Origin of the sequence: Kitasatospora sp. NPDC088861 (assembly GCF_044750105.1) — a bacterium.
Taxonomy (GTDB): domain Bacteria; phylum Actinomycetota; class Actinomycetes; order Streptomycetales; family Streptomycetaceae; genus Kitasatospora.
The window spans coordinates 38,375-61,735 of record NZ_JBIVJF010000026.1 but is presented as its reverse complement, the minus strand read 5'-3'; the positions used below and the strand labels follow the sequence as shown (position 1 = coordinate 61,735).

Annotated in this window: 18 protein-coding genes, 1 pseudogene and 1 riboswitch; of the genes and pseudogenes, 8 read left to right on the top strand and 11 right to left on the bottom strand. The window is 71.1% G+C overall.

Going from position 1 to position 23,361, the window contains the following annotated elements; all coding sequences use genetic code 11:
- The first annotated feature begins 15 nt into the window (after nt 1-15).
- Nucleotides 16-708: a TetR/AcrR family transcriptional regulator gene (locus ACIP37_RS30645; RefSeq protein WP_363587232.1), complete on the top strand. Its 693-nt coding sequence runs from the start codon at nt 16-18 to the stop codon at nt 706-708.
- 82 nt (nt 709-790) lie between these two features.
- On the opposite strand, the gene ACIP37_RS30640 is transcribed toward ACIP37_RS30645, so the two are convergent.
- Nucleotides 791-1,702 (bottom strand): Tn3 family transposase, encoded by a 912-nt coding sequence (locus ACIP37_RS30640; protein ID WP_363587231.1) that lies wholly within the window; start codon nt 1,700-1,702, stop codon nt 791-793.
- 79 nt (nt 1,703-1,781) lie between these two features.
- The gene (locus ACIP37_RS30635) at nt 1,782-2,321 is read right to left on the bottom strand and encodes a hypothetical protein (RefSeq protein WP_363620614.1); all 540 of its coding nucleotides are present in this window, start codon (nt 2,319-2,321) and stop codon (nt 1,782-1,784) included.
- 300 nt (nt 2,322-2,621) lie between these two features.
- Between ACIP37_RS30635 and ACIP37_RS30630 the strand changes: the two genes are divergently transcribed.
- From ACIP37_RS30630 to ACIP37_RS30615, 4 genes are all read left to right on the top strand, one after another.
- Nucleotides 2,622-4,391: an MOSC domain-containing protein gene (locus ACIP37_RS30630; protein ID WP_400808670.1), complete on the top strand. Its 1,770-nt coding sequence runs from the start codon at nt 2,622-2,624 to the stop codon at nt 4,389-4,391.
- Between the two features lie 192 nt (nt 4,392-4,583).
- Entirely contained in the window at nt 4,584-5,279 is a 696-nt protein-coding gene (locus tag ACIP37_RS30625; protein ID WP_400808668.1) for a type 1 glutamine amidotransferase domain-containing protein, read from the top strand.
- A gap of 85 nt (nt 5,280-5,364) precedes the next feature.
- The gene (locus ACIP37_RS30620; RefSeq protein WP_400808666.1) at nt 5,365-5,745 is read left to right on the top strand and encodes a nuclear transport factor 2 family protein; all 381 of its coding nucleotides are present in this window, start codon (nt 5,365-5,367) and stop codon (nt 5,743-5,745) included.
- Between the two features lie 360 nt (nt 5,746-6,105).
- Nucleotides 6,106-6,513, top strand: a complete 408-nt coding sequence (locus ACIP37_RS30615) for a hypothetical protein (RefSeq protein WP_400808664.1) — start codon at nt 6,106-6,108, stop codon at nt 6,511-6,513.
- 91 nt (nt 6,514-6,604) lie between these two features.
- Here the strand turns inward: ACIP37_RS30615 and ACIP37_RS30610 are convergent, their stop codons facing one another.
- Together ACIP37_RS30610 and ACIP37_RS30605 are read right to left on the bottom strand one after the other, a co-directional pair.
- Nucleotides 6,605-8,896 carry a hypothetical protein gene (locus tag ACIP37_RS30610; protein WP_400808663.1) on the bottom strand — a complete coding sequence of 764 codons (2,292 nt, stop codon included), beginning with the start codon at nt 8,894-8,896 and terminating at the stop codon, nt 6,605-6,607.
- Between the two features lie 443 nt (nt 8,897-9,339).
- Nucleotides 9,340-9,816, bottom strand: a complete 477-nt coding sequence (locus tag ACIP37_RS30605) for a GNAT family N-acetyltransferase (RefSeq protein WP_400808661.1) — start codon at nt 9,814-9,816, stop codon at nt 9,340-9,342.
- A 124-nt stretch (nt 9,817-9,940) separates the two neighbouring features.
- On the opposite strand from ACIP37_RS30605, the gene ACIP37_RS30600 reads away from it, so the two are divergent.
- Nucleotides 9,941-10,681, top strand: coding sequence for a winged helix-turn-helix domain-containing protein (locus tag ACIP37_RS30600; protein WP_363620630.1), 741 nt, complete (start codon nt 9,941-9,943; stop codon nt 10,679-10,681).
- 766 nt (nt 10,682-11,447) lie between these two features.
- On the top strand, nt 11,448-12,353 hold the full coding sequence (locus ACIP37_RS30595; RefSeq protein WP_363587220.1) for a peptidase: 906 nt from the start codon (nt 11,448-11,450) through the stop codon (nt 12,351-12,353).
- Nucleotides 12,354-12,656: 303 nt separating this feature from the next.
- Here the strand turns inward: ACIP37_RS30595 and ACIP37_RS30590 are convergent, their stop codons facing one another.
- From ACIP37_RS30590 to ACIP37_RS30565, 6 genes are all read right to left on the bottom strand, one after another.
- Nucleotides 12,657-13,196 (bottom strand): GNAT family N-acetyltransferase, encoded by a 540-nt coding sequence (locus ACIP37_RS30590; RefSeq protein WP_400808659.1) that lies wholly within the window; start codon nt 13,194-13,196, stop codon nt 12,657-12,659.
- Nucleotides 13,197-13,564: 368 nt separating this feature from the next.
- Nucleotides 13,565-15,703: a hypothetical protein gene (locus tag ACIP37_RS30585; RefSeq protein ID WP_400808657.1), complete on the bottom strand. Its 2,139-nt coding sequence runs from the start codon at nt 15,701-15,703 to the stop codon at nt 13,565-13,567.
- Between the two features lie 205 nt (nt 15,704-15,908).
- Nucleotides 15,909-16,295: a hypothetical protein gene (locus tag ACIP37_RS30580; protein WP_363587217.1), complete on the bottom strand. Its 387-nt coding sequence runs from the start codon at nt 16,293-16,295 to the stop codon at nt 15,909-15,911.
- A gap of 214 nt (nt 16,296-16,509) precedes the next feature.
- Nucleotides 16,510-17,898: a hypothetical protein gene (locus ACIP37_RS30575; protein WP_400808655.1), complete on the bottom strand. Its 1,389-nt coding sequence runs from the start codon at nt 17,896-17,898 to the stop codon at nt 16,510-16,512.
- A gap of 224 nt (nt 17,899-18,122) precedes the next feature.
- Complete coding sequence (locus ACIP37_RS30570) at nt 18,123-18,965, bottom strand: siderophore-interacting protein (RefSeq protein ID WP_363587215.1); 843 nt, start codon at nt 18,963-18,965, stop codon at nt 18,123-18,125.
- Nucleotides 18,966-19,368: 403 nt separating this feature from the next.
- A complete protein-coding gene (locus ACIP37_RS30565) occupies nt 19,369-19,863 on the bottom strand; it encodes a hypothetical protein (RefSeq protein WP_363587214.1) in 495 nt (164 codons plus the stop codon).
- Nucleotides 19,864-20,027: 164 nt separating this feature from the next.
- On the opposite strand from ACIP37_RS30565, the pseudogene ACIP37_RS30560 reads away from it, so the two are divergent.
- Nucleotides 20,028-20,225: pseudogene (locus tag ACIP37_RS30560) on the top strand (STAS domain-containing protein); the annotation flags it as partial.
- Between the two features lie 63 nt (nt 20,226-20,288).
- On the opposite strand, the gene tkt reads toward ACIP37_RS30560, so the two are convergent.
- On the bottom strand, nt 20,289-22,517 hold the full coding sequence (gene tkt, locus ACIP37_RS30555) for a transketolase (RefSeq protein WP_400808652.1): 2,229 nt from the start codon (nt 22,515-22,517) through the stop codon (nt 20,289-20,291).
- 549 nt (nt 22,518-23,066) lie between these two features.
- Nucleotides 23,067-23,272, top strand: a riboswitch (cobalamin riboswitch).
- Nucleotides 23,273-23,361: the final 89 nt, after the last annotated feature.

The window sequence follows — 23,361 nt, the reverse complement described above, 5'->3', positions numbered from 1 at the left end:
CAGTTCGGAGTGACCATGACCGTGTGGGACCGGCCGGAGCCGCCGACTCGCCCCGTGCCGCTCGACCGGGAGCGGATCGTCGCCGCCGCCATCGCGCTGGCCGACGAGGGCGGCCTTGCGGCGGTGTCGTTGCGCAAGGTCGCCGCCCGGCTGGAGGCCGGCCCGATGCGGCTGTACGGATATATCTCCACCAAGGAGGAGCTGTTCGACCTCATGGTGGACGAGGTCCAGGCCGAGATTCTCCCCGAGGAACAGCCCGGTGACTGGCGGGAGGCGCTGGGCGTCCTCGCCCACCGCACCAGGCAGGCCGCCCTCCGTCACGAATGGCTGGCCGACCTGCTCGGCGGCCGCCCGGCCTTCGGCCCGAACGGCCTCGCCGTGGCCGAGTCCACCCTGTCCGCCCTTGACGGCCTCGCCGACATCGACACCGTCATGCGCGCCGTGGAGACGGTCAGCGCCTACTTCACGGGCGCGATCAGGCGCGAGATCACGAATCTGCGGGCCGAGCGCGCCACGGGCCTGTCCAAGCACGACTGGCAGCGCGCCCGCGGCCCGCACCTGACGAGAATGCTGGCCACGGGCCGCTTCCCGGCGCTGACCAAGGCCGTGTACGAGGGCACGGACGTGGACGCCGAGGCATCCTTCGCGACCGGCCTGGACTGGGTCCTCGACGCCGTGGCCGCCAAACTCGCCCGGCCGCCGGCGTGACGCTCAGCTCCTGCCGAATGCGAGCGAGGCGGAGGGCCGTACTGCTCAACGGGCATGACAGGGTCCTTCACAGAGGTGACGGTCAGGCGGCTGTGCTGAAGCCGGAGGCGGCCGGGTCCTGGTCCCGAAGCTGGGTGAAGTCGACGTCGAGTTTCGGGTCGTACGCCTCGGGCTGGATACCGAGTTCGTGGGTGGAGTACTCGCCGAATCGTTTGATGTGCTCGGTCAGGTACGGCGAGATGTGGGCCAGGTCCTCCGGGTCGATCTCCCAGCCCTCCTCCAGGAGCTGGCGGATGATCTCCGCGATATCCAGGGCGTTGTGGAAGATCACCGCGTTCGTGAGCAGGGCGTTGAACTTCATCGCCTTCTCCTGCTCGATGGGGTCGTTGTCGGCGAGGACGCCCTGATTGCCGAAGCCGACCCACTGGGAGAACCGGTTGAACGACTCGACCTTGTTGGTCGCCGCGGTCACCCGCCGGCGAAGCGGCGCGTCCGAGAGGTAGCGCAGCAGCTGCACCGTGCGGATCACGCGGCCGACCTCGCGGAAGGCGGTGTAGGTGGAGTTCTTGTGCGAGCCCGACCGCAGCCGCTTGAGCAGCGTCGAGGACGAGATGGCGCCCTCCCGCACGGACACGGCCACCTTCATCAGGTGCCGGAACTGGGACTCGATCAGATCCCAGTCGATGACGTTCTTGCCCGGCTCGCCGAACAGGGAGTCGATGTGGACGTATTCGCTTTGCTTGGACGGACGGTAGAAGGTCAGGCCCTTCCAGTTCCTGATCCTGGGCATCAGATCGAAGCCCAGCAGATGCGCCAGGGCGAAAACGGGCACGCTCTGGCCCTGGGTGTCGGCGTGCACGGTGGTCGGCTTGACCTCGGAGGTGTTCTTGAGGAGGCCCTCGATGATGTAGACGGCCTCCCACACCCCGCACGGGATGAAGTGCGTGAACAGCGCGATATTGATCAGGTCGGATCCTGGGTCACACCTCGCCATGGTCGCGATGTGTACCGTCATCATGCCCGGACCCGGCCACCACCTCGCCGACCAGCACCAGCATCGGCCGGATCGCGAACTACAGCTGTCGTGAGAACACGGAAACCCTGCTCAGCAACCAGAAAGCGCTGCTGGTGCCAAGGCCGTAGGCGAGGTGGGCGGTCAGATCATCACCCAGCGTCTTGGCGTCGTATGTCCAGATGGGTTTGTAGAGTCCCGCGATCGGAAGCACCACGTATCCGCTGAGCCACACGAGCGCACCGTACGGGAGCCCGTAGAGGACGTGGGGCTTGCGCAGCGAGGCGCTGACGGCGCCGTAGAAGGCCGCGTTGCCCACTCCGTAAGCCCAGTGCATGAACGTGCTGACGGGGAACGCCGCGCTGTCCGGCAGCTCGCGCCGGGTGAAGGCCTCGACCAGGCGCTTTCCGACCTGCCCTGGGTCCGGCGCCTCCTGCCAGGTGCGGACCGGGGCGAACTCCCAGTGCAGGGCGTTGCGTTCGCCACCGGCCCGGCGCTGGCGCAGGAACCGCGCGGCGTCCATGCAGACGGTGCCGACCACTCCCGCCGCCAGGCCCGCACCGACAGCGCCAAGCGGGGTCAGCTGCTTGCGAGTGCGCATAGGTCGATCGCTCCCGATCCCGGTTCTTTCAGAAGCCGGCGCTCTGGCCGCCGTCGACGCACAGGATCTCGCCGGTGACGAACGGGGCCTGTTCGAGGTGCATGATCGTCGAGGTTCATGATCGCCTCGACGACGGCGGCGTACCCGCGCCTGCGGCACACGTCCGGCGGCGGCGCCCACCGGTTTTCACTCTACTCGTCGCCGCGCCCCGGCGCCGCGCAGAGTTCTTCGGGTGCGGCCGGCGGCCGACCGTACGACGCTGGAGGAACCGGCCTGTCGAGCGCGGGAGGAGCACAGGTCATGGCCGTTCTGATCGCCGTGAACGTCGGCATGCCCAAGGACGTCCCCTGGCAGGGCAGGACCACCCGCACCGGCATCTGGAAGCACCCCGTCGCCGGGCCCGTGATGGCGCGCCGGCTCAACCTGGACGGCGACGGGCAGGGTGACCTCACCGGGCACGGTGGCGAGCAACGTGCCGTACTGGTCTACCAGTTGAGCTCCTACCGCCATTGGCAGGAGCACCTGAAACGGGACGACTTCACGTACGGCCAGTTCGGCGAGAACCTCACCGTGGACGGACTCGCCGACGACGAGGTGTGCATCGGTGACCGCTACGGGATCGGCGGTGCGGTCTTCGAGGTCACCCAACCCCGCGTGACGTGCTACCGCGTGGGGTTGCGGCTCGGCGAGCCGCAGATGGCCGCCCTGCTGGTGTCCCATCGCCGCCCAGGCTTCTACATGCGGGTGCTGACCGAAGGGCGGGTGCGGGCCGGGGACGAGATCGTGAAGATCGCCTCGGGCCCCGAGGAGATGACCGTCGCGGAGATCGACGCGCTGCTCTACCTGCCCGGCCACGCCCGGCCACAGCTCGAACGGGCCCTGCGCATCACCGCGTTGAGCCCCGGCTGGAAGACGTCGCTGCGAGCCCTGCTCGACGACGCGGACCGCGGCTCCGGCGCCGCGGGTGGAAACCGCGGGCTGACCACCAGCAGCCCGCCGCCGGCCTGGCCCGGGTTCCGTCGGCTCGAAGTCTCCCGCATCGAGCCGGAGAGCGCGGGCATCTTCTCGCTCACTCTGGCGGCGGTCGACGGCGAGCCCCTCCCCGCCGCTCTGCCGGGGCAGTTCCTCACGGTCCGCCTGCGGCTGAACCCCCAGGCCTCCCCGGTCATCCGCAACTACTCGCTCTCCGGCGGACCGGGCGCCGAGACGTACCGCATCAGTGTCAAGCAGGAGCCGAACGGTGTCGCCAGCACCTACCTGCGCCAGCACGTGAAGGTGGGTGACGTCCTCGATGTCGCCGCCCCGCGCGGCACGTTCCTGCTCGCGGACGCGGACACTCCGGTCCTGCTGCTGTCCGCCGGTGTCGGCGCCACCCCGGTCCTGGCCATGCTGCACGCCCTGGCCGCGGAGCACTCGCAGCGCGCGGTGTGGTGGCTGCACGCGGCCCGGGACGGCGAGAACCACCCGTTCGCCGACGAAGTGCGCGCACTGCTCGCCCAGTTGCCCGCAGGCCGGTCGTTCGTCTCCTACAGCCGTCCGTCCGGCGCCGACCGCCCGGGTGTCGACTACACGGTCAGCGGGCGGTTCAGTCCCGAGCGGATCCGCGGCCTGGGGCCGCCTCCGGACGCCGACGCCTACATCTGCGGACCGAACGCGTTCATGCGGGACATGACCGGAGCCCTTCAGGCCTGCGGCCTGCCGTCCTCCCGGATCCACACCGAGGTCTTCGGGGCCACGTCCGCCGTCACCCCCGGTGTGCTGACCGGACCCGCCCGGGCACCGCACCAACCGGCCGCTCCTCCCGCCGGCCGCCCGGGACCGTCCGTAGCCTTCGCGCGCACCGGGCTGATCGTCCCCTGGCACCCTGACTACGGCACGCTGCTCGGACTCGCCGAGGCGTGCGACGTGCCCGTACGCTGGTCCTGCCGCACCGGAATCTGCCACACCTGCGAGACCGCGCTCCTCTCCGGCCACGTCGAGTACGCCCCGCAGCCCCTGGAGCCCCCCGCCACGGGAAGCGCGCTCATCTGCTGCTCGACGCCCCCGGCCGACGTGGTCCTGGACATGTGACCGGAGGTGTCCGTGACCGGGGGCGCTACCGCCGACGGAGCACCGGGTTGCGCGCGGTCGGCGCAGCTGCCTAGCGTGGTTGCGTGGGGCGAGGGGCGAAAACCGGCGGGGCGGGTCGGTTGCGTGGGACATCCCGTCGTGGGGACCCCGCCGAACCCACTCCTGGCATGTGTCCGAGAGGGGATCTCTGCCATGGCAACGGTGCTTTTCATCGTCAGCGGAGCCACCTACTGGGTGTTGAAGGACGGCACGCGGCACGCGACCGGCTACTGGGCCGAGGAGTTCGCGAACCCGTACAAGATCCTCACGGACGCCGGTAACGAGGTCGTCGTCGCGACGCCGAACGGTGTGACGCCGACCGTCGACATGATGAGTCTGCGCCCCGAGATGGTCGGTGGGAACGACAGCGCCCTGGAGCTGGAGGCCGTCATCCGTTCCGCGGAGGTGCTGCGTCGACCGCTACAGCTGTCGGACGTGCGCCTGGAGGACTACGACGCGGTCTACCTGCCGGGCGGTCACGGTCCGATGGCGGACCTGGCGTGGGACGCCGACGTGGGGCGGCTGCTGACCCGGCAACTGGCCTCGGGCAGGCCGCTGTTCATCGTCTGTCACGGTCCCGCCGCGATGCTGGCCACCAGGATCCACGGCGAGTCGCCGTTCAAGGGCTACCACATCACCTGCTTCACCGACGAGGAGGAGGACGGCGTCGGACTGGCCTCCAGGGCACCATGGCTGCTGGAGACCGACGTGAAGGCGAAGGTCGGGGTCGACTTCAGCCGCGGTCCGGTCTGGGAGCCCTACATGGTCGAGGACCGCAACCTGGTGACCGGACAGAATCCGGCCTCGGCCGCGGTCCTCGGGAACCGGATGCTGGAGATCCTCAAGTGACCAGTCCTGGGGCGATCCGGCCCAGGCACGCGCCCGCGTCGCAGGACATCGGACGCGTGGTGTTCCGAGCGAAGGAGCCATGACGGTGGAAGCGACGGTTGCCCGGGCCCTGCTGGACCGGCACTGGGCCGCATCGAACAGCGGCGACGCGGACGCGGAACACGACATCTACGCCGACGACGTCATCGTCGAGTACCCGCAGTCCGGCGAGGTCATCCGCGGCAGGAGCAACATCCAGGCACTGCGCACCCAACATCCCGCGGTCCGGACCTTCACCGTGCGCAGGATCCTCGGATCCGGCGACCTCTGGGTGACCGAGTTCGTGCTCACCTATGACGGCAAACCCACGCAGACCGTGAGCATCATGGAGTTCTCGGCAGGCCGCGTGGTGCGGGAGACGCAGTACTTCGCCGACCCGTTCGACCCGCCGGCCTGGCGGTCGCAGTGGGTCAAACCTGGGGAGTGATCCGCCGCTGGTCCGCGGCCGCGACCTCGAACACACCCGAACTCGCCGAGCGCGCCGAGGCAGTAGCGGGCAGCGTGGGCAGCCCGCTTGGGAGGGGCCGCGCGGGCGGAGGGCGGGTTCAGCGCCGACCGCCGAGGTCAGGTGGAGTGACGCCTCGATTTTGATCAATTGCCCGGCCAGGGTTGATAGATGATGTACAGTCAAGTCTTTTCAGGTAGTGCCTTGACGCTGCCGGTGGTGCCGGTGGTGCCGGTCCCGGCGTATCACCCCGGGGAAGGACTCCGGGATCGACTTGCCGTCCGGCCGGTCCGTACCGTCGTCGACGGTGTGGGAGCAGCGATCGGCGTTGGAAGGGACATCATGAACGGCAGGATCGTGACTGTGCTCGGCGTACCCGCACTGCTCGCGGGGGCGGTGCTCGGTGCGGCCCCGGCGCACGCCGGCACCGGGGTGCGGGTCGACGGCGCGACCGTTTCCGGTGGCGCCTCGGCGACGGTGAACGTCACCATCGCGTACTCCTGCGTCGCCGGCGGTCTCGTCGCGTCCGCGACCGTGACCGCCGAGGACCGTACGTCCGGCGCCCTTGGCTACGCCCGTTTCACCCCGAACTGCACGGGCGCGAATGTCCAAGTGACCGTCCCGGTCACGACTTTGAACCAGAGCCGCTACGTCGCGGGTGACACGGCGGCCGTCCGGGCCTCGCTGCTCGACGCGACCGACACCGAGGTGGTCGGGACCATCACCCGGCTCACCGTCGGCACCGCGTAGCCGGGCCGACGGCGGGCGGCGGGCCGCACGGGCCGGGGAGCGCTCGTGCGGCCCGCCGCCGCGGTACGGGGTGCGCGGTACGGGGTGCGGGCTACTTCTTGGCCGGTGCCTTCGGGACGGCGTTGTACGGGTTGTGGTGGTGGTCGCCGATGTGCAGCTGCTCCTCCGGCGCGCCGGCGAGCTTGGGCAGGACGTGGGTGCCGGTCGGGTCGGTGATGACGATGGCGTCGCCGTCGCGGCGCACGTCGTGCGGGGAGCCCTTGGCGTAGGAGGCGAGCTCCGCGCCCGGGCCGGTGGGGGTCGAATCGGCCACCGTACCGAACACGTTCGTGGGCAGCGTCAGTGCGGTCGCCGTCGCGCCGAGCGTGGTGTTCGCGGACTGCTCGCCGCCGTACGCGGCGCCGAAGGTGGCGCCGCCGGTGACGGTGGTGCCGGCGGGCACGGTGACCGGCACGGCGGTGCCGGAGGTCCCTTGGATGGTGACCACGCCGCCCTGGATGTAGCCGGTGGCCGAGCCCGTGTTCTGGGCGTGCTGCCAGCCGGCCTGCTGCTGGAGGACCGTCCCGGAGTCGGTGAGGGTCTGGTTGACCACCGGGGTGTCCGCGGTGAACCAGGTGCGGTAGGTGGACAGGATGCCGGTGAGGGTCTGCAGGGCCAGCTTGTCGTCGGTCAGGTTGGACTGGTGCATGAAGAAGGGCCGCGGGTCGTTGGAGAGCACGTACCCGAGGGTGATCCTGACCTGCAGCGGCAGGACGTAGCTCGACCAGGCGGTGTTCGGGTCCAGCGGTGCGATGCAGGTCGTGGTGGCCGGGTTGGCCTCGCAGTTGCCGCTGCCGCCGTTCGCCTTGGAGGTGTAGAGCCAGTTGTACTCGCTCACCTCGTCGGCCTGGGTGGAGACGTTGTAGAACACGTTGACCGGGTGGCGCGGGGTGCCGAGCGCGGAGGCGATCTGACGCTGCCCGCTCTCTCGGGAGGCGTCGACGCCGAGCCACTGGATGTTGTCGGCACTCAGCGCGGCTAGGAAGTTCGGGTTGTCGTCGGGCTGCTGCGGCAGCATCACGGTGCCGGAGTGCTCGCCCGCGACCAGCTCGTTCGGCCGGAACGGGAGGCCGTTGGCCTGGGCGAACTGGATGTTCTGGGTGATCTGGGAGCTGATGGTGGGCTGGTCGACGTATTCGATGGCACCCGAGGCGTCGGTCTGGCACCGCCAGGGGATCACCGAGAAGTCCTGCACGCAGCCCAGGAACGGGTGGTCGTAGGTGTGGTTGACCCACCGGAAGCTGTTCTTGTTCGCCAGCAGCGCGTCGCTCAGCGGGTCGTCGCCGCCCTGCTCCTGCTGGTACTCGACACCCGGTCCGGCGTTGAACAGGAAGTCCAGGGTGTAGCCGTTCTGCTGCTGCCAGTTCACCGTGTCGGTGACGTCGGAGGCGGCCATCCGGATGGGTGTGGTGTCCGGTACGCCGGCGGCGCAGTCGCCTTCGCCCGGGGTGCACTTGCCGCTCTGGCTCCACCGGGAGTTGGCGTTGAACAGGTCGTCGATGTGTGCCGAGAAGTAGTTGCGCCAGTAGCCCAGGTGGACGCCCCGCGTCACCCAGTCGACGATTCCGTGTGCGAGCAGCCGGAACTGCTGCTGGTCGTAGTTGTACGCGAAGGTGAGGACCAACTGCTGGCGGCCGCCGCTGGTGTAGACGCCCGCGAGCACGCCCTGCGTCGAGGTGCCGGGCACCGTCTCGGTGAGGAACGGTTCGAAGTGCGAGCCGGTGGTCGGGTTGTCGGGCACCGGCGTGGCCAGCGCGCCGTACGAGCCGCTGCCGCCCGCGGTGCCCTCGAACGGCACCGGGCCGTTGAGGTAGCGGAAGGCGTCGGTCCGGGCGGAGGAGGACGCGGTGGCGGTGGTCGCGTCGAGCGAACCGGTCCACGAGGGCGTGCTCAGACCGGTGTTGGCGCCCGGCCACACGTAGGAGTCGACCTGTCGGACGTGGTAGGTCTGCTCGTAGCCGGTGAGGGCGGAGAGTTCGGCGGCGGAGAGCTGGCTCGGCGCGTCGTTGGGCAGGACGACGCCCTCGAAGTGGCCGTGCGGTGTGCCGTCGGCCAGGGCGTCGGCGAGGAAGGACGCCGTGAGGGTCGCGCGGTTGCTGCTGGTGAGGTCGACCACGGTGGTCGGCACGCCCTCGGAGACCAGTTGCTTGTGGATGCCCTCGACCCACGGGTTGCCGTCGGTGACGACGAGGACGTTCAGGTCGACCCGGGAGGTCGCGGCCGCGGCCGGGACGACCGTACCGAGGGATATCACCGCGCCGGCCACGACCAGCGCGATCAGCGGCAGCGCGCGGAACGGCGTCCGGCCCGCGCGCGGGGCAAGGCGGGGTTTCAGGAGTCTCATGGCGCCCACCCTGGCGCAGCGGGCGGTCGCTACGGCCGCGTTCCGCCAGACCTTGACCGATCGATGGCGGGGTTTTTGGAAACGGTTCCCGTTTCGGAAGCTTCCCCGTAACCGGCCTGCACGCCTGCGGCCCTGCGGCTCGGTCAGAACCGGCCGCGCCGGGCGGGCCGCGGCACCGGGGGTTGTCTGCGGCGGTGCGTATCGTCCGGGGCAACAGGTGCCACAGGAGTGAGAAGGAAGGGGCGGGAATGGACGAGGTCAGGCCAGGGACGCGTGAGTACCTCGACGGACGGAGGCGACCTGACGGCAGGCCCCCGCCGCCGCTCTGCCGGCCGCGGGGGCCAGCCCGTCGGCTGCTCGGGGCAGGGGCCGCATGCTCACCCGCCACCGCGGTCCTTGAGGAGCGGGCAGAACACGGCATGCAGCACCGCGGTGCTGCGGATTCAGGCGGCTGACGGCGGGTCGAGGTCCTTTGTCATGAAGACCCTGCTGGTGCCCGGCGGGTCGCACGGGACTTCGCCCAGGGGTCGCCAGCCGTGCTTCGCGTAGAAGCCGGGAGCCTGGAAGCTGATCGTGTACAGGACCGCCGTGCGGCAGCCGCGTGCGCGGGCTTCGCTTTCGGCCCGGCGCAGGATCTCACTGCCCAGGCCACCGTGGCGCAACTCGGCCGGCAGGAAGAACAGGTCGAGGAAGAACAGCCCGAGTGAGGTGCGACCGGTCAGGCCACCGATCACCTGGGAGGTCACGCAGTCACGTACCAGGACGGCCAGTGGGCGGCGGTCGTCGACGGATGTCGAGTCGGTGTTGAACCGGTCCAGGGCGTCGGAGATGAGCGATACGTCGGCGGGCTTCGGGGCGTCGGTGACCGTGAGGCCGATGCCGGGCCGGGGGTTCGATGGCGTGTTGTCGGTGGCAGGCATGGGGCTCCCAGGTCGGTTGGCGGCAGGCGTGCGGGCGCAGGGCGCGGTGGCCTCGGCCGGTACGGGACGTTAGGGCGTGGACGCTTCGGCCGGGCCCGAAGCGAGATCGACGACAATCGGGGACATGGACCATCAGCGCGAGGGCCGGGACGTCGGCGTGGACCTGGCCGCCGTGGCCAGGCTGCTGGCCGACGGCACCAGGGCGGACTTCTGCCTGGCCCTGCTGGACGGCCGGGCCTGGACGGCCACGGAACTGGCCCGCCATGCCGGTGTCGCGGCCTCGTCCGCGACCGAGCACCTGAACGTGCTCGTACGTGGCGGACTCCTCGCCGAGGAACGCCACGGACGCCACCGTTACCTGCGGATGGCCGATCCGCGCGTGATGGCCCTGATCGAGAGCCTCGCCGCACTCGCGCCGCGCCACGCCCCCAGGCCGCGTTCGCTGTCGGGCTCAGGGCGGCAGCGGGCCCTGGCCCGCGCGCGGCTCTGCTACGACCACCTGGCCGGAGAACTGGGCCTGGCCGTCACCGACTCGATGGCCGGCCTCGGCCTGTTGGCGTGGGGAGCCGATCCGTCGCTCACCGCCGAAGGGGCGGCCTGGCTCCACGACCTGGGCATCGCACTGCCCGACGCCTCCCGCAGACCGCTGGTACGCGCCTGCCTGGACTGGACCGAACGGCGCCCGCACCTGGGCGGGGCCGTCGGCGCCGCCATCTGCGGGCACGCCCTGGCCGCCGGGTGGCTGACCCGGATCGGAACCACCCGTGCCCTCGCCCTCACGGATCTGGGCAGGCACGAACTGCGCGACCACCTCGGACAGCCTGCGACCACCAAGCTGCCGCCCTGGGACCAAGAGGCGGATTGACGGCCATGGGATGAACGGTCCCGGTGCTGGTGGGGCCGTGGCGGTGGAAGGGCCGTACGGGTTGGGTGAGTTGCGAGGCCTGGTCCCCGACCGCTCCGCACGACGCCCGGCCCGCCGCCGCCGCCGGACAAACACCGGACTCGTCCTCGCCCGCGTCGCCGTTTGCTGCTCACCCACCGGTCGAACCGCCCGCCGACCTTCCGCTCAGGGGCGACCGACAGCTCGTACTGGTAGTAGGCCCGGAACTCCTCGGCGTACCGGTACCTCGGATCGGTGCCGGTGAACTCCCGCTCGCACCAGTCCCCGATCCGGTCCGCGAGGTCGGCCCCGAGCTCCAGCGGTGCCGGGTACGCCGTCACCACCTCCGGGTGCAGCACGCACGGCTCGGGCACGTAGTCGCCGTCATTCTCCACGTCAGCCGGCAGCGGCGGATCGGTCAGCAGCGCGTCGACCTGCGCGGAGGAGCCCCACACCACCCTGACCGCGGGCAACCACGACGGCTCGTGGTTCAGCGGACACCACAGCACCTGCAGCAGGTCCGCGCCCTCAGGGCACGGCAGCAAGGGAATCGCGTGCGCGTAGAGCTGGGCCACCGGCAGCAGGGGCGGCATCGGCGGGCCGAGGACGGTGATCACCGCGTTGGGCCGCGGTCGCCGACGCCGGTCGCCGCGCCGGCCATTGACACGTTGTTGACTCGTTGTTGACATGCCGCCTCCAAGCTGACGGGACAGCAGACAGCACACCCCACAGCGAAGGAAGGACAACCATGCGCATGCGCGGTCTCCTCGCAGCAGTCGTGGCATCGGTGGCAGCCCTCGGCATGGCCGTGCCGGCCTCGTCCGCCGCACCGGCCACGGACGCCAAGCCGATCGAGCGGGTCAGCGGCAAGAGCCACGTCTTGATCAACCCGGCGAATGCCGGCAGTACGAGCTGGGCGCCCGAGAAGGAGAGCTCCCTCGACGGCCAGCCGCTGACGATCCACGCGACCGAACCGACCGTCAGCCCGAACGGAGGCGCCAAGGCCAACGCCGACGCGATGGCCGGCGCCAAGGCCAGCGTCTGGGGCACCACGGGGCGGCTGCTCACCGGGGACGGCGTGTGCACCGCCAACGTCGTCTCCAGCGCCAACCGCGATGTCATCGCCACCGCCCGGCACTGCGTGGAGGGCGGGCACGACTTCAAGTTCGCTCCCGGCTACGACGCGGGGAACGCCCCCTACGGCTGGTGGACCTGGCGGGCGGCCGGCTGGGTCGACGCCCCCGCTCCGCAGGGCGACATCGCCTTCCTCGTGCTGAACACGCTGAACGGCCGACACATCGCGGATGTCGTCGGGGCCACCGGCATCGGGTTCAACCGGGACATCAACAACTACGCGCACATCATCGGCATCCCCGGAGTGGTCCCCGCCGAGCGGGAGCACATGCTCTGGTGCGGCGGCCAGCCGGTGGCCGGCCCCGAGCAGCCTCCCACCGCGCGGATCGACAACTGCATCGGACTGGGCGGAGGTGCCAGCGGCGGGCCGTTCTTCGTGAACTACGACCAGAACGACGGCTCGGCCGTTCAGACCGGCGACTTCGTCACGGGCAACAGCTGGCAGGGCAAGTGGTGGGCGGTGAGCGCCTACTACCGTGACGACGCCTACAACGTCTTCAACGGGGCGCAGAACGCCTGATCGCGCGCGCGGTACCGGTCCCCTGTCCCGGTACTCCAGCCGGACCTCGATGCCGAGCCTGCTGGAGTGCCGGGACAGGGGGCCGGTGCTGCTCCGCGCCAGTTCGCGGACGGCGCACCCGTCGCGACGGCCACTACCGACACGCGCGCGCCGGGCCCATGCCCGCCTGGACGCGCGAGAGGCGCCCCTCCCCGCCACGAGAGAAGGCCAGGTGCGCCGACTCCTGACGGCGTCCGGCCGAGAACCCACGGGTCCCTCCCGCGCGCAGGTGGGCGGGTGCTCCCCGGCGGTTGCGTCGCAGACTCAACCGGACGACGTGGCCGGGGAGCGCATGCCGAGCCACTGCTCGGCGCCCCAGGCCTCGAACCGCTCCACCTCGGTGAACCCCAGCTTCGCCGCCAGGCGCATCGAGCCCGCGTTGGCGCTCTGGGTGGTGAGCACCACCGGCTCGCCGGGAAGCGCGCCGGCGAGCCAGCCGAGTGCCGCCGCGCACGCCTCGGCGGCGTACCCGAATCCCCACGCCCGCGGCAGGAACAGGTAGCCGAGATCGATCTTCCCCGCGGCAGCCGGACGGCGGTGCCCCGTCGCCCTCCTGAGCAGGATCTGGCCGATCATCGACCCGTCGAGGTCGACGACGAAACTCCCGGGCCATCGCTCGGGCGCCCCGGGCATCTCGCGCTCAAGCTCGTCACGCGGCCGGGGGCCACCGAGGTAGGCGTGCACCTCCGGCGAGGCGAGCAGCTCGATGAACGCCGCACGGTCCCGGATCTCGGACGCACGGAGCACGAGCCTCCCGGTCCTGACCGGCTCAGGCGGCCACACCACAGCTCCCAGATCTTCCATTCGCGCACGCTAACAGGTGGTCAACCCGACCGACCCGACACCCCGGGACACCGCGCCCCAGGGCGGCGGGCACCGCCGGGACGGCCGGCGGCAGGCCGGTGGCGGGCCGGCGGCGGGCCGGGGTCGTTCGCCCGTCCGGCTTCCCGCACGAGGTGGTGTTCCGCCGCCACCCGTCCTGCCAGCAGCTCAGCATCGTGCGCGAGGAGGACTTCGTCTGCGTCCTCTGCGCCGAGGCCCCGCCGCAGAGGTGGAACGTCGACCGGCCCGGACGCCAGACGAAGCGCTGCGTGAACGCGGTGCGGGAAGACGCCGACCGGGAAGACGCCGAGCGGGAAGGGGACGCGAGGGCCGGAGGTGGCGAGGTATCGTCAGTCGTTTTCCTGGTCGGACACGGGCTCGGTGAGCCCCTTGCGGCAGTGGCCGTGCCCGGGGTGCTTGTGGCAGTAGGAGTCCTTCTCCTCCCCCACGGTGATGGTGGCCTTGGCGGGTTCGCTGACGATCGGGTTCCCGTGCGGATCGGTGGCCGCCGCGAACGCCACGTTGGTGAGGTCGCAGCCCTTCTCGGCGCCGCCGCGGTGGTGGGCCGCCTTACAGGCTTCGATGTCGGCCAGGGTGATCGTGTAGGTGCCGTGGCAGGTGGTGCTGGCCCCGGGCGTCAACGTGGTCGCCTCGCAGCTGACGCCGGCGATGCGGTCGTCGTTGACCAGCACGCCGTGCAGGTCGGTGCTGCCGGTGTTGGTGACCGTGTAGGAGTACTCCACCGTGTCGCCGACGGCGTAGGGGCCGCGCGAGAGCACCCGCTTCTTCAGGGTGAGGTGCGGCGCCCCGATCGGCAGCGTCAGCTGGGTTTGCGGGGACGTGACCGGCTGGCCGTTCGCCGTACCGGTGGCGGTGGCGGTGTTGGTGACGGAGCCGGCCGCAGCGTCGTTCTCGGTGATCGTGTACGTGCCGTGGCAGGTGGTGCGGTCGCCCGGGCTCTCCGCCGGGGCGAGCGTGGTCGAGGCACAGGTGATGTCGGCGACGTGGTCGTCGGTCACGTGGACGCCGGTCAGCTCGGCGCCCCCGGTGTTCTGGACGGTGTAGCGGAAGGTGACCGTCTGCCCGACCGTGTAGGGGCCGGGCGTCTGCACCTGCTTCTCGATGGCGAGGCCGGGCGGCCGTTCGATCGGCACGCTCTGCGAGGACGGCGGCGAGGAGACCGGCCGGCCGCCCGAAGTGCCGGTCGCGGTGGCCGTGTTGTCGATGGAACCGTGGGTCACGTCGGCGGTGGTGACGGTGTGGGTGGCAGTGCAGGTGACCGTATGACCGCTCGCGAGCGTCGTCGTGGGACACGTGACCGGGCCGACCTTCGGGTCGTTGACGGCGAGGCCGGTGATGTCCGTGGCACCGGAGTTGGTGACCACGAAGTCGTACGGCACCCGCGTCCCGGCCACCAGGTCACCGGGCAGCGGCTGCCGGACCTGCTTGACGAGGTTCAACTGCGGCAGCGGCTGGTTGCTGCTCACCACCACGTTGCGGATGAGGTGCACGTCGGTGAACAGACCGGTGGAGGCCGCGAACCCGAACTTGTAGGTGGCGGGCACCGGTTGCGGGGCGGGTGTGCTGAGCACCTGGTGGGAGCCGGTGCCGTCGTTGAAGTCGACCGACACGGTGAGCACCGGGTCGGGCGTCGGGGTGAGCTCGACATGGACCCGGCGGCGCGAGGGTTCGAGCGCGGTCTCGGCCTGGACGGGGGTGGCACCCGGGGGCAGCGCGGTGAGCGGCCCTTGCAGGATGCCCGGGAGCGTCGACGGCCAGGGTGCGGTGGTGCTGAAGTTGCTGGTGGTGGCGGTCAGGAAGCAGTAGCCCTCGATCCCGTCGCCCGGGCCGCGCACCGTGACCATGTTGGCCCCGGGGCCTGGGACGCGGAACGCCGTCCCGGCGGGCGAGCGGGTGGGACAGCCGTTGCCGCGGTGCTCCCAGTCGCCGAAGTAGTTCCCGAGGACATCGAGCCCCACGCCCAGGTAGCCGCGGTCCACACCGGGCAGGAAGGTGGCGGTGGGATCGTCGTCGGGAAGCTTCTGCGCGTACCCGAGGCTGCCGCCGAAGGCGCCAGGATGGGTCAGCGCGCCGTCGCCGTTCGCCAGGAAGAACGAGATGCCGTCAGCGGGGTTGGCCGGGGTCGTGCTCCCGTACTGCCACTGGTCGAAGGTGACATCGAGGCCCTGGTTGGCGGGCAGCGCGTTGTTGTAGAGGACCGCGCCGGCCTGGTCGTTGGACGCGTCCGTCAGCCGCAGATAGCCGTGCGGCGCTCCGTCGGGGGGCGGCACCTGGCCCACGCCGCCCGGGCAGCCGCCGAGCGGATGGTCCCCGGGGCCGGGCGCGGCGGCAGCCGGCGCGCCGGTGAGACAGGCCGACCCCACGCCGGTGAACTCCGGGGCGGCGGCCTGGGTGAACGTCTCGCTGACCAGGGGCGAGCCGCCGGCCCGAGGCTGCGCCTGGGTCCCGATGTCCAGGCACAGGGGCATTCCGGCGCCCACGATCAGGGCCAGGGCCCCTGCGGCGAGCCGGGCCGTCCGGACGCGCCGCGGGCGCTGTCCGGGAGGGGCTGAGTGCTGTTCATGTGTCATGTCCCCACATATAGCAGTCACTCTGAGTATTCATCGCAAAGACAAGCTGTTACGAAATTGCCCTTCGGTGACTTCGCTGCCTACTGCGGGGGGTCCGGGCCCGCTATCGCACGACGAGAATCTCCGGCATCGGCAGGCACCACTCGCCCAGCATCCCGATGAGGATCCGGCGGGCCAGTTCCCGGGCTTCGATCCACCCTGGATCGACCGTCAGAGCCTCCCTGTCCCACCGGTCCGAGTTCTCCCGGCCGCTCATCCCGGCGAAGATCGCATCGATCGCTCGAAGGTCACGTAGCGCCTCGCGGCTGAGATCCCCGTCCTCGACCAGGCCCTCGGCCATGCGGAAGGCGTGGTCGAAGTCCAGGGCGACCTCATCCGTCGAGACGCCCTGCTCGTCCACCCAGGTCAGCTGAGCCGAGGGATCGGCCGCCAGCACGGCCAGCGCCTCGACAAACAGGCGTTCACGGAAAGGAGCATCAGGGACTCTCACCTGGGAATCGTTGCACGGCTCAGCGGGGTAGGTTCCGAGGCCTGGACATTGAGGACCAGGACATGGTCATGCTCGACGCTGACACCGCCGGCTACGCTTCCCGCACCCCCAAGGGCCCTCGCCGAACCGCCCCGAGGCGGCCTGATGAGATTGGTGGGGGCGTTCGAGAGAGCTCTTCCGGCGATCAACGACGAGTACGTGGACGATCGCGGGGTCACTGGGCGAGTTCGGGTACCAGTTCGGCGGCTGCTTCGATGCGGTCGAGGACGTTCCGAGCGGAGTCCGACAGCGGGTAGCGGCCGGCGTCGGCGCGGGTGGCGCGCGATCGGTCGGCGTCCGCGCGGGAGAGCGACGACAGCCGTCTGGCCAGCAGGTTCAGGGGGTGGTCGAGGTCGAGGACCACGGTGGAGTAGAAGCCGTCGGCGCTGTCGCGGGTCGGCGGGAACAGGCCGCCCTCGTAGACGGCGAGCCTGCCGTACGGTGCTGACTCGAAGTGCCCGATGCCGGTGTCGAGGGAGCCCAGGAAGGGCGGCGAGGTCCGGCTGTCCAGGGACGTCTGGTCGTAGAAGAAGTTCTCGTTGCCGCCGTCCCCGATCAGGAGGTCCCAGGCGGGCACGGGGCTGAGCCTGTGCAGGGCCCTGGGTGGTGGGAACGAGGCGGGGTGCAGCGGGCGCAGGCGGTCGCCGACCACCTGCCACCGCTGCAGGCCACGGTCCAGGCCGGCCGTGACCAGGGAGTCGGCGGTGAACGCGATGGCGCTGATCGGTCCGTGGCCGAGGTGGTCGTCCGCGGCGAACTCGTGCATCGGTTCGAGCCTGCTGTCGGTGATCAGGATCCGGAACCCGTCGGCGAACGCGATCCGGGTGCCGGAGGGGTCGACGGCGAACAGGTCGGCGCGGTTGAAGCCGAACTCCGCCAGGTCGAGCCGCAGCTCCTGGCCGCCGGAGAACCCGAGCGCCGCCCTGACCAGCCTCAGGCCCGTCACGAAACCGTCGGCCGTCGCCTCCACCCGTGCTCCGAGCAGCGCCGTGCCGCCGGCCAGGACCGTCTCCCCGCCGGGTGTGTACTCGACGAGTTCCGCGTTCCGGAGGTGGCCGTCGCCGGCGAAGTCGCGCAGGGCGACCACGGTACCCGCGTCCACGCAGCACAGCGACACGTGGTTCGTCGGGCCTTCGTAGAACTCGTTCAGGACGCCGGTGCGGTCCACCGTCACGATCCGGCACCGGTGGAGGTCCTCGCCGATCAGGTTGATCGCGGCCAGCGGCAGCTGATGGCAGAAGCCGACCGGGCCGGCGGCGTTGAGGGCGGACGGCAGCACCCGCGACGCCGACGCGTGGACCGACTCGCCGACCCGTGCCACCTCACGACGGTCGGTCTCGGCCAGCAGCTGGGCCAGCTGGCGCTCCGCCATTCCCTGGGGCTGCCACCGCGATGGCTTCAGGTGGGCGGCTGCCGCCGCGGCCTGCGGGAAGGGGAGGGACAGCACCAGCTTCCACAGACCGCCCCAGGCCCCCTGCCGGGCCAGTGACCTGGCCAGCTCCTGCGTACTCCCGCTTCCCTCGTCTCCCCTGCCGCCGCCCCGCCCGCCGAAGAGCCTCGACATCGCCCAACCCCCTGTCGACTGCGCCGAATTGGCCTTCTGGAATTCTCCCTCAGTGATCATGAAACCGGTACTGGGCCGGAGGCATGCGCGGTGAGGACAACGATTCCGTGTACAGCGTCGACGGAGGCGGGAGTGCGGGCGGCGGGGGGCCGCGGGGGGCGGGCGGCGGGGGGCCGCCGGGGGCGGGCAGAGGCCGGGGAGGGGCGGCTGCCCGGCCGCGTAGATCAGCCGGCCGACTCCTGCTCGGCCTCCACCTGGGCGTTCCACTCGCGCTTGGCCGCCCGCCAGGCCTCGTCACTCTGACCGGACCGCCAGTAGCCCGAGACCGACAGCCGCTCGCGCGGGATGCCTCGCTCCACGCGCAGCAGGCGCCGCAGTTCCTTCACGAAGCCCGCCTCACCGTGCACGAACGCGGATGCCGTGCCGGCGGGGAATTCCAGCGCGCCCACCGCCTCGACCAGCGCCTCGCCCACCGGGCGGGCGCCGCGGTGCAGCCAGCTGATCTCGGCCCCGGAGGGCGAGACGATCTTCTGCTCCTCCGCGGCGTCCGCGACCTCGACGAAGGCGTGCACCACGGCATCGGCCGGCATCCGCTCCAGCGCCGCGGCGATCGCGGGCAGCGCGCTCTCGTCGCCCACCAGCAGGTGCCAGTCGGCGCTCGCGTCGGGGGCGTAGCCGCCGCCGGGGCCCAGGAAGCGCACCGTCTCGCCGGGCTGTGCGCGGGCCGCCCACGGCCCGGCCAGGCCCTCGTCACCGTGCACCACGAAGTCGATGGTCAGCTCGCGCAGGGCCGGGTCCCAGGCCCGCACGGTGTACGTCCGGGTGATCGGCCGCTGCTCGGGCGGGAACTCCTCGCGGATCCGCGCCATGTCGAAGGGCTCCGGGTAGCTCACGCCCTCGGGTGCGAAGAGCACCTTGACGTAGTGGTCGGTGAACTCGGTGGCGTCGAAGTCCTCCAACCCCGCACCGCCGAGGACCAGGCGCACCATGTGCGGTGTGATCCGCTCGGTGCGCAGCACCTGTGCTTCACGGGCCTGCGGTGTCCGGCGGGTCGGTTGGTCTGCCATGGTGCCCCCCTGGGCTGTGTGGTCGCGCTTCTTGGTTAGGCTTGCCTAAGTTAGCACCCTTGAGGCGGTGCTCGACCCAGGGACGGCAGCCGATCCCCATTCCGCCCACGACCGGGAACGTGACGCCCCGGCAGCCCTGCTGCGGCTCGCGGACGCGACAAGGTCGCACGGAGCCCCCGCGACCGGTTCGGCGCAGCCAGACCGCGCCGCGCGCCGCCCGGGAGCCGACGACCGAGGTCGCCGCCTGCAGAGCGGCCGCGCCGCACTCCCCGGACCGATCCGGCACCGCAACCCGCTCGGGAGGATAGGGAGCGGGCGGCCGGTCAGGACGCCGGTACGATTTCGGCCGCCCTGCCGGAGGCACTCGTGGTTCAGGTGGCGGGCGACCGGGTGGGGTCGGGCCTCAGGCGCGCCGCACCACGAAGGTGACCTCCGCGTTGTTCCCCCCGCCGCCGATCACCTGGCAGGTGAGACCCGCACCGACAGTGCACTCGTTGACGTTCGACCCGGCGTAGGGGTTGCTCCAGTGGATCAACCCGCTCCAGGTGTCCACGCCGAAGCCGATCTGCCCCTCGGTGCCCGTCAGGAACCCGCACGACTCGGTCTTCCAGCTGGGGGCCACGTTCGGCAGGATGTAGCTCGGGGGCAGAGGACTGCCGGCGCTCCAGCACCCGTGGGCCAGGGTGGCCGAGCCGAGGTAGAGCATGCTGCCGGTCTGGTTCGACAGGGTGACCTGGGTGCTGCGCACCGCGTAGGCGGCGGACGCCACTGGGGCGGCCGACCGCGTCGTTCCGGCGGAGGGGCCGGCGGCCTGCGCCGCGGGAGCCAGGGCCAAGCCGGCGCTCAGCGCCAGGACGGCGGTCAGTACGGAGGACTGGACAACACGCTTGGAGGTCATGGCAGCCAACTCTCTATCGGAGGATGGTCAGGTACATGCCTCAACGGGATGGCGGACCTCGTTGGTTCACCAACCGCCACGACGTGCGGGAATGAGGGCTTGTGTGAGGTTGCGACCAGTCCTGTGGTTCCACCCTCCTCCGAGGGCGGAACAGCGAGACCGGTCTGGAGTTCTGCGACTCCAGCGGCATCACCGCTCTGCTGGCCGTCCGCAACGTGGCCGCCGAACAGGGCGCCGACATGGCCTTGGCCGCGGTCCCGGCCAACACCATCAGGATTCTGCACATCGTCGGACTGGACCGGGTCTTCGCCCTCCACCCCGACGTCTCGGCGGCCACCGCCACCAGCCCCACGGCACTCTGATCACAAGGAGCGTGCCAACGGTGCCGGGCCGCGCGAAGCGGACATCGGCCTCCTGCCCACCGTTCAAGTGTCGGAGCGGCTGAGGTCCCCGGTGCCACCTGTGGTCGGGGTGGAGGTCTGCTGGTGGCCGCCGGGACGCGGTGCCCGCCGGGTGTCGAGGATGCTGTCGCGGGCGGCTGCGGCGACCGCCTGGGGGGTGATGCCGAACTCGGTGTACAGGCGCTGGTAGTCGGCGGACGCGCCGTAGTGCTCCAGGCTGACGATCCGTCCGGCGTCGCCCACCATCTCCCGCCAGCCCTGTCCGATGGCGGCCTCGACGCTCACCCGAGCCCGTACGTCCAGGGGCAGGACCTGGTCCTGGTAGTCCTGGGGCTGGGCGGCGAACCACTCCCGGCAGGGCATCGACACCACCCGCACCGCGAGTCCCCCGGCCGCCAGCAGGGTGCGGGCCTCCAGGGCGAGGTGCACCTCGGAGCCCGTCGCGATGAGGATGACGTCCGGCGTCGCGCCGCCCGGAGCCTCGGCCAGGACGTACCCGCCCCGAGCCGCTTCCCGTGCGGGGGCGAACTCGCCGCTGTCGCGGTCGAGGACGGGCAGGTTCTGGCGACTGAGGACCAGTCCGGCCGGGCGGTCGCGGTGTTCGAGGATGGTGCGCCAGCACGCGGTGGTTTCGTTGGCGTCGGCTGGGCGCACGACGTCCAGACCGGGGATGGCACGCAGTGCGGCCAGGTGTTCGACGGGCTGGTGGGTGGGGCCGTCCTCGCCCAGGCCGATGGAGTCGTGGGTCCAGACGTACGTGACCGGCAGTCGCATCAGAGCGGCCAGCCGGACGGCGGGGCGCATGTAGTCGGAGAAGGTCAGGAACGTGCCGCCGTAGGGGCGGGTCAGACCCTGCAGGGCGATGCCGTTGAGGATCGCGCCCATGGCGTGTTCACGGATGCCGAAGTGCAGGGTGCGCCCGTAGGGGCCGCCCTTCCAGTTCTTTGTCTGGCGGTCGGTGGGGACGAAGGACGGCTGGCCGACCATGGTGGTGATGTTGCTGCCGGCCAGGTCGGCGGAGCCGCCCCACAGCTCGGGCAGGACCGGGGCCAGTGCGGTGAGGACCTCGCCCGAGGCGGCGCGGGTGGCCATGCCCTTGGCGTCGGGGGGAAAGGTCGGCAGGACGTCCGCCCAACCGTCGGGCAGCCGCTGCTCCCGCAGTCGGTCCAGCAGGACGGCGCGCTCGGGGTTCGCCGTGCGCCAGGCCGCGAACCTCTCGTCCCACTCGGCGTGCACCTGCCGGCCGCGGTCGGCGGCCTCGCGTGTGCGGCCCAGGACGTCCTCCTCGACGATGAAGTGCTCTTCGGGGTCGAAGCCCAGCAGCCGCTTGGTGGCGGCGACCTCGTCCTCGCCCAGCGCGGATCCGTGGGCCTTGCCGCTGTCCTGCTTGGTCGGGGCGGGCCAGCCGATCACGGTGCGCAGCATGATCAGCGAAGGGCGGCCGGTCTCCTGCCGGGCGGCGCGGGTGGCCGCCAGGAGCACGTCGACGTCCTCGACGTAGCGGCCGGTGCGCGTCCAGTCCACGGTCTGCACGTGCCAGCCGTAGGCGGCGTAGCGGGCCGGGACGTCCTCGCTGAAGGAGATGTCGGTGTCGTCCTCGATGGAGATGTGGTTGGAGTCGTAGAAGACGATGAGGTCGCCGAGTTCCTGGTGCCCTGCCAGGGAGGCGGCCTCGCCGGTGACGCCTTCCATCATGTCTCCGTCGGAGGCGATCACGTAGACGTGATGGTCGAAGAGGCTGGTGCCCGCTTCGGCGTCCGGGTCGAGGAGACCACGTTCGCGGCGGGCGGCCATCGCCATGCCCACCGCGCTGGCCAGGCCCTGGCCCAGCGGGCCGGTGGTGATCTCCACGCCGGGGGTGTGCCGGTGTTCGGGGTGCCCGGGGGTGGCGGAGCCCCAGGTCCGGTAAGCCTGCAGGTCCGAGAGTTCCAGGCCGTAGCCGGCCAGGTAGAGCTGGATGTAGAGGGTCAGGCTGGAGTGGCCGCAGGAGAGCACGAAGCGGTCCCGTCCCAGCCACCGGTCGTCGCCGGGGTCGTGGCGCATGACGTTCTGGAACAGCAGGTACGCCAGTGGGGCCAGGCTCATCGCGGTGCCCGGATGGCCGTTGCCGACCTTCTGCACCGCGTCGGCGGCCAGCAGCCGCACGGTGTCCACCGCCCGCGCGTCGACCTCGTCCCACCCTGTCCGCCCTGCCACCGGATCCGCGAGGGATTCGTCGCGCCGCGCGGTAGCGTCGTTCTGGTCGTTCGCCATGCCGTTGCTCCTTCGTCTCGGCTTGTCGTCCATCGTTCCTCCGGCACTGGGCGGGCACGACCGCCGGGCCGTCGCCCGCGTGATTGCTGGTGATGTACGAACTATCCCCAGGGGTGGCGCTCTGTCCGGCACGACACACCCTTTCGGTGAGCCGCTCCGCCTCGTCGCTTGCCCCCGAAGTGGGGGAACACACCCCTGACCACCCGTCGCAGGTCCGCGGGAGGGCGTGCGCGGGCCCCCCTTCGACGGCCCGGTGCCTCCGCCGCCGAGCAGGGTCGGTGACGGCATGCTCGATCCGCTCGACGCCGACGACCAGCCGCGTCTCCGCCCGCCGGCCGAGTGGCGGCGCCCTACTTCCCCGTCACGTGCCCGGACGAGGTCCTGGACCACCACCTGCGGCACTACGCCGTCGAGTTCAGGAACTGGATCGTCGCCGCCGCCCGCACCTGAGACCCCCGACCGGGCCCCGTGGCCGATCCCTCCCGCAACCCCGGGAACGGTCCAGACGATCATCCCACGGGCTGGCCAGCACCGACCTGACCACGCCTGATACCTTGCCATCGCCGTGGTGTACGGGAAACCGGTCTGAGTCCGGTGCGGCCCTCGCCACTGTTGCCGCGGAGTTCCGCGGCCCTCGCTGACCGGCTTTTCCAGCGGTCAGGGCCACTGGGCGGGTTGGAAGAGCCGTCCGGGAAGGTCGGCCGCGGCGCGTTGATGCGGAAGCCAGGAGACCGGCCACGGCGCTACATGTTCCACGAGGGTTTTGGAGAACACGTGCCCAGCGGTCTGCCGTATCCGTTCCGTTCCATATGTTCCGTACGTCCCACAGGTCCGATACGTGTCG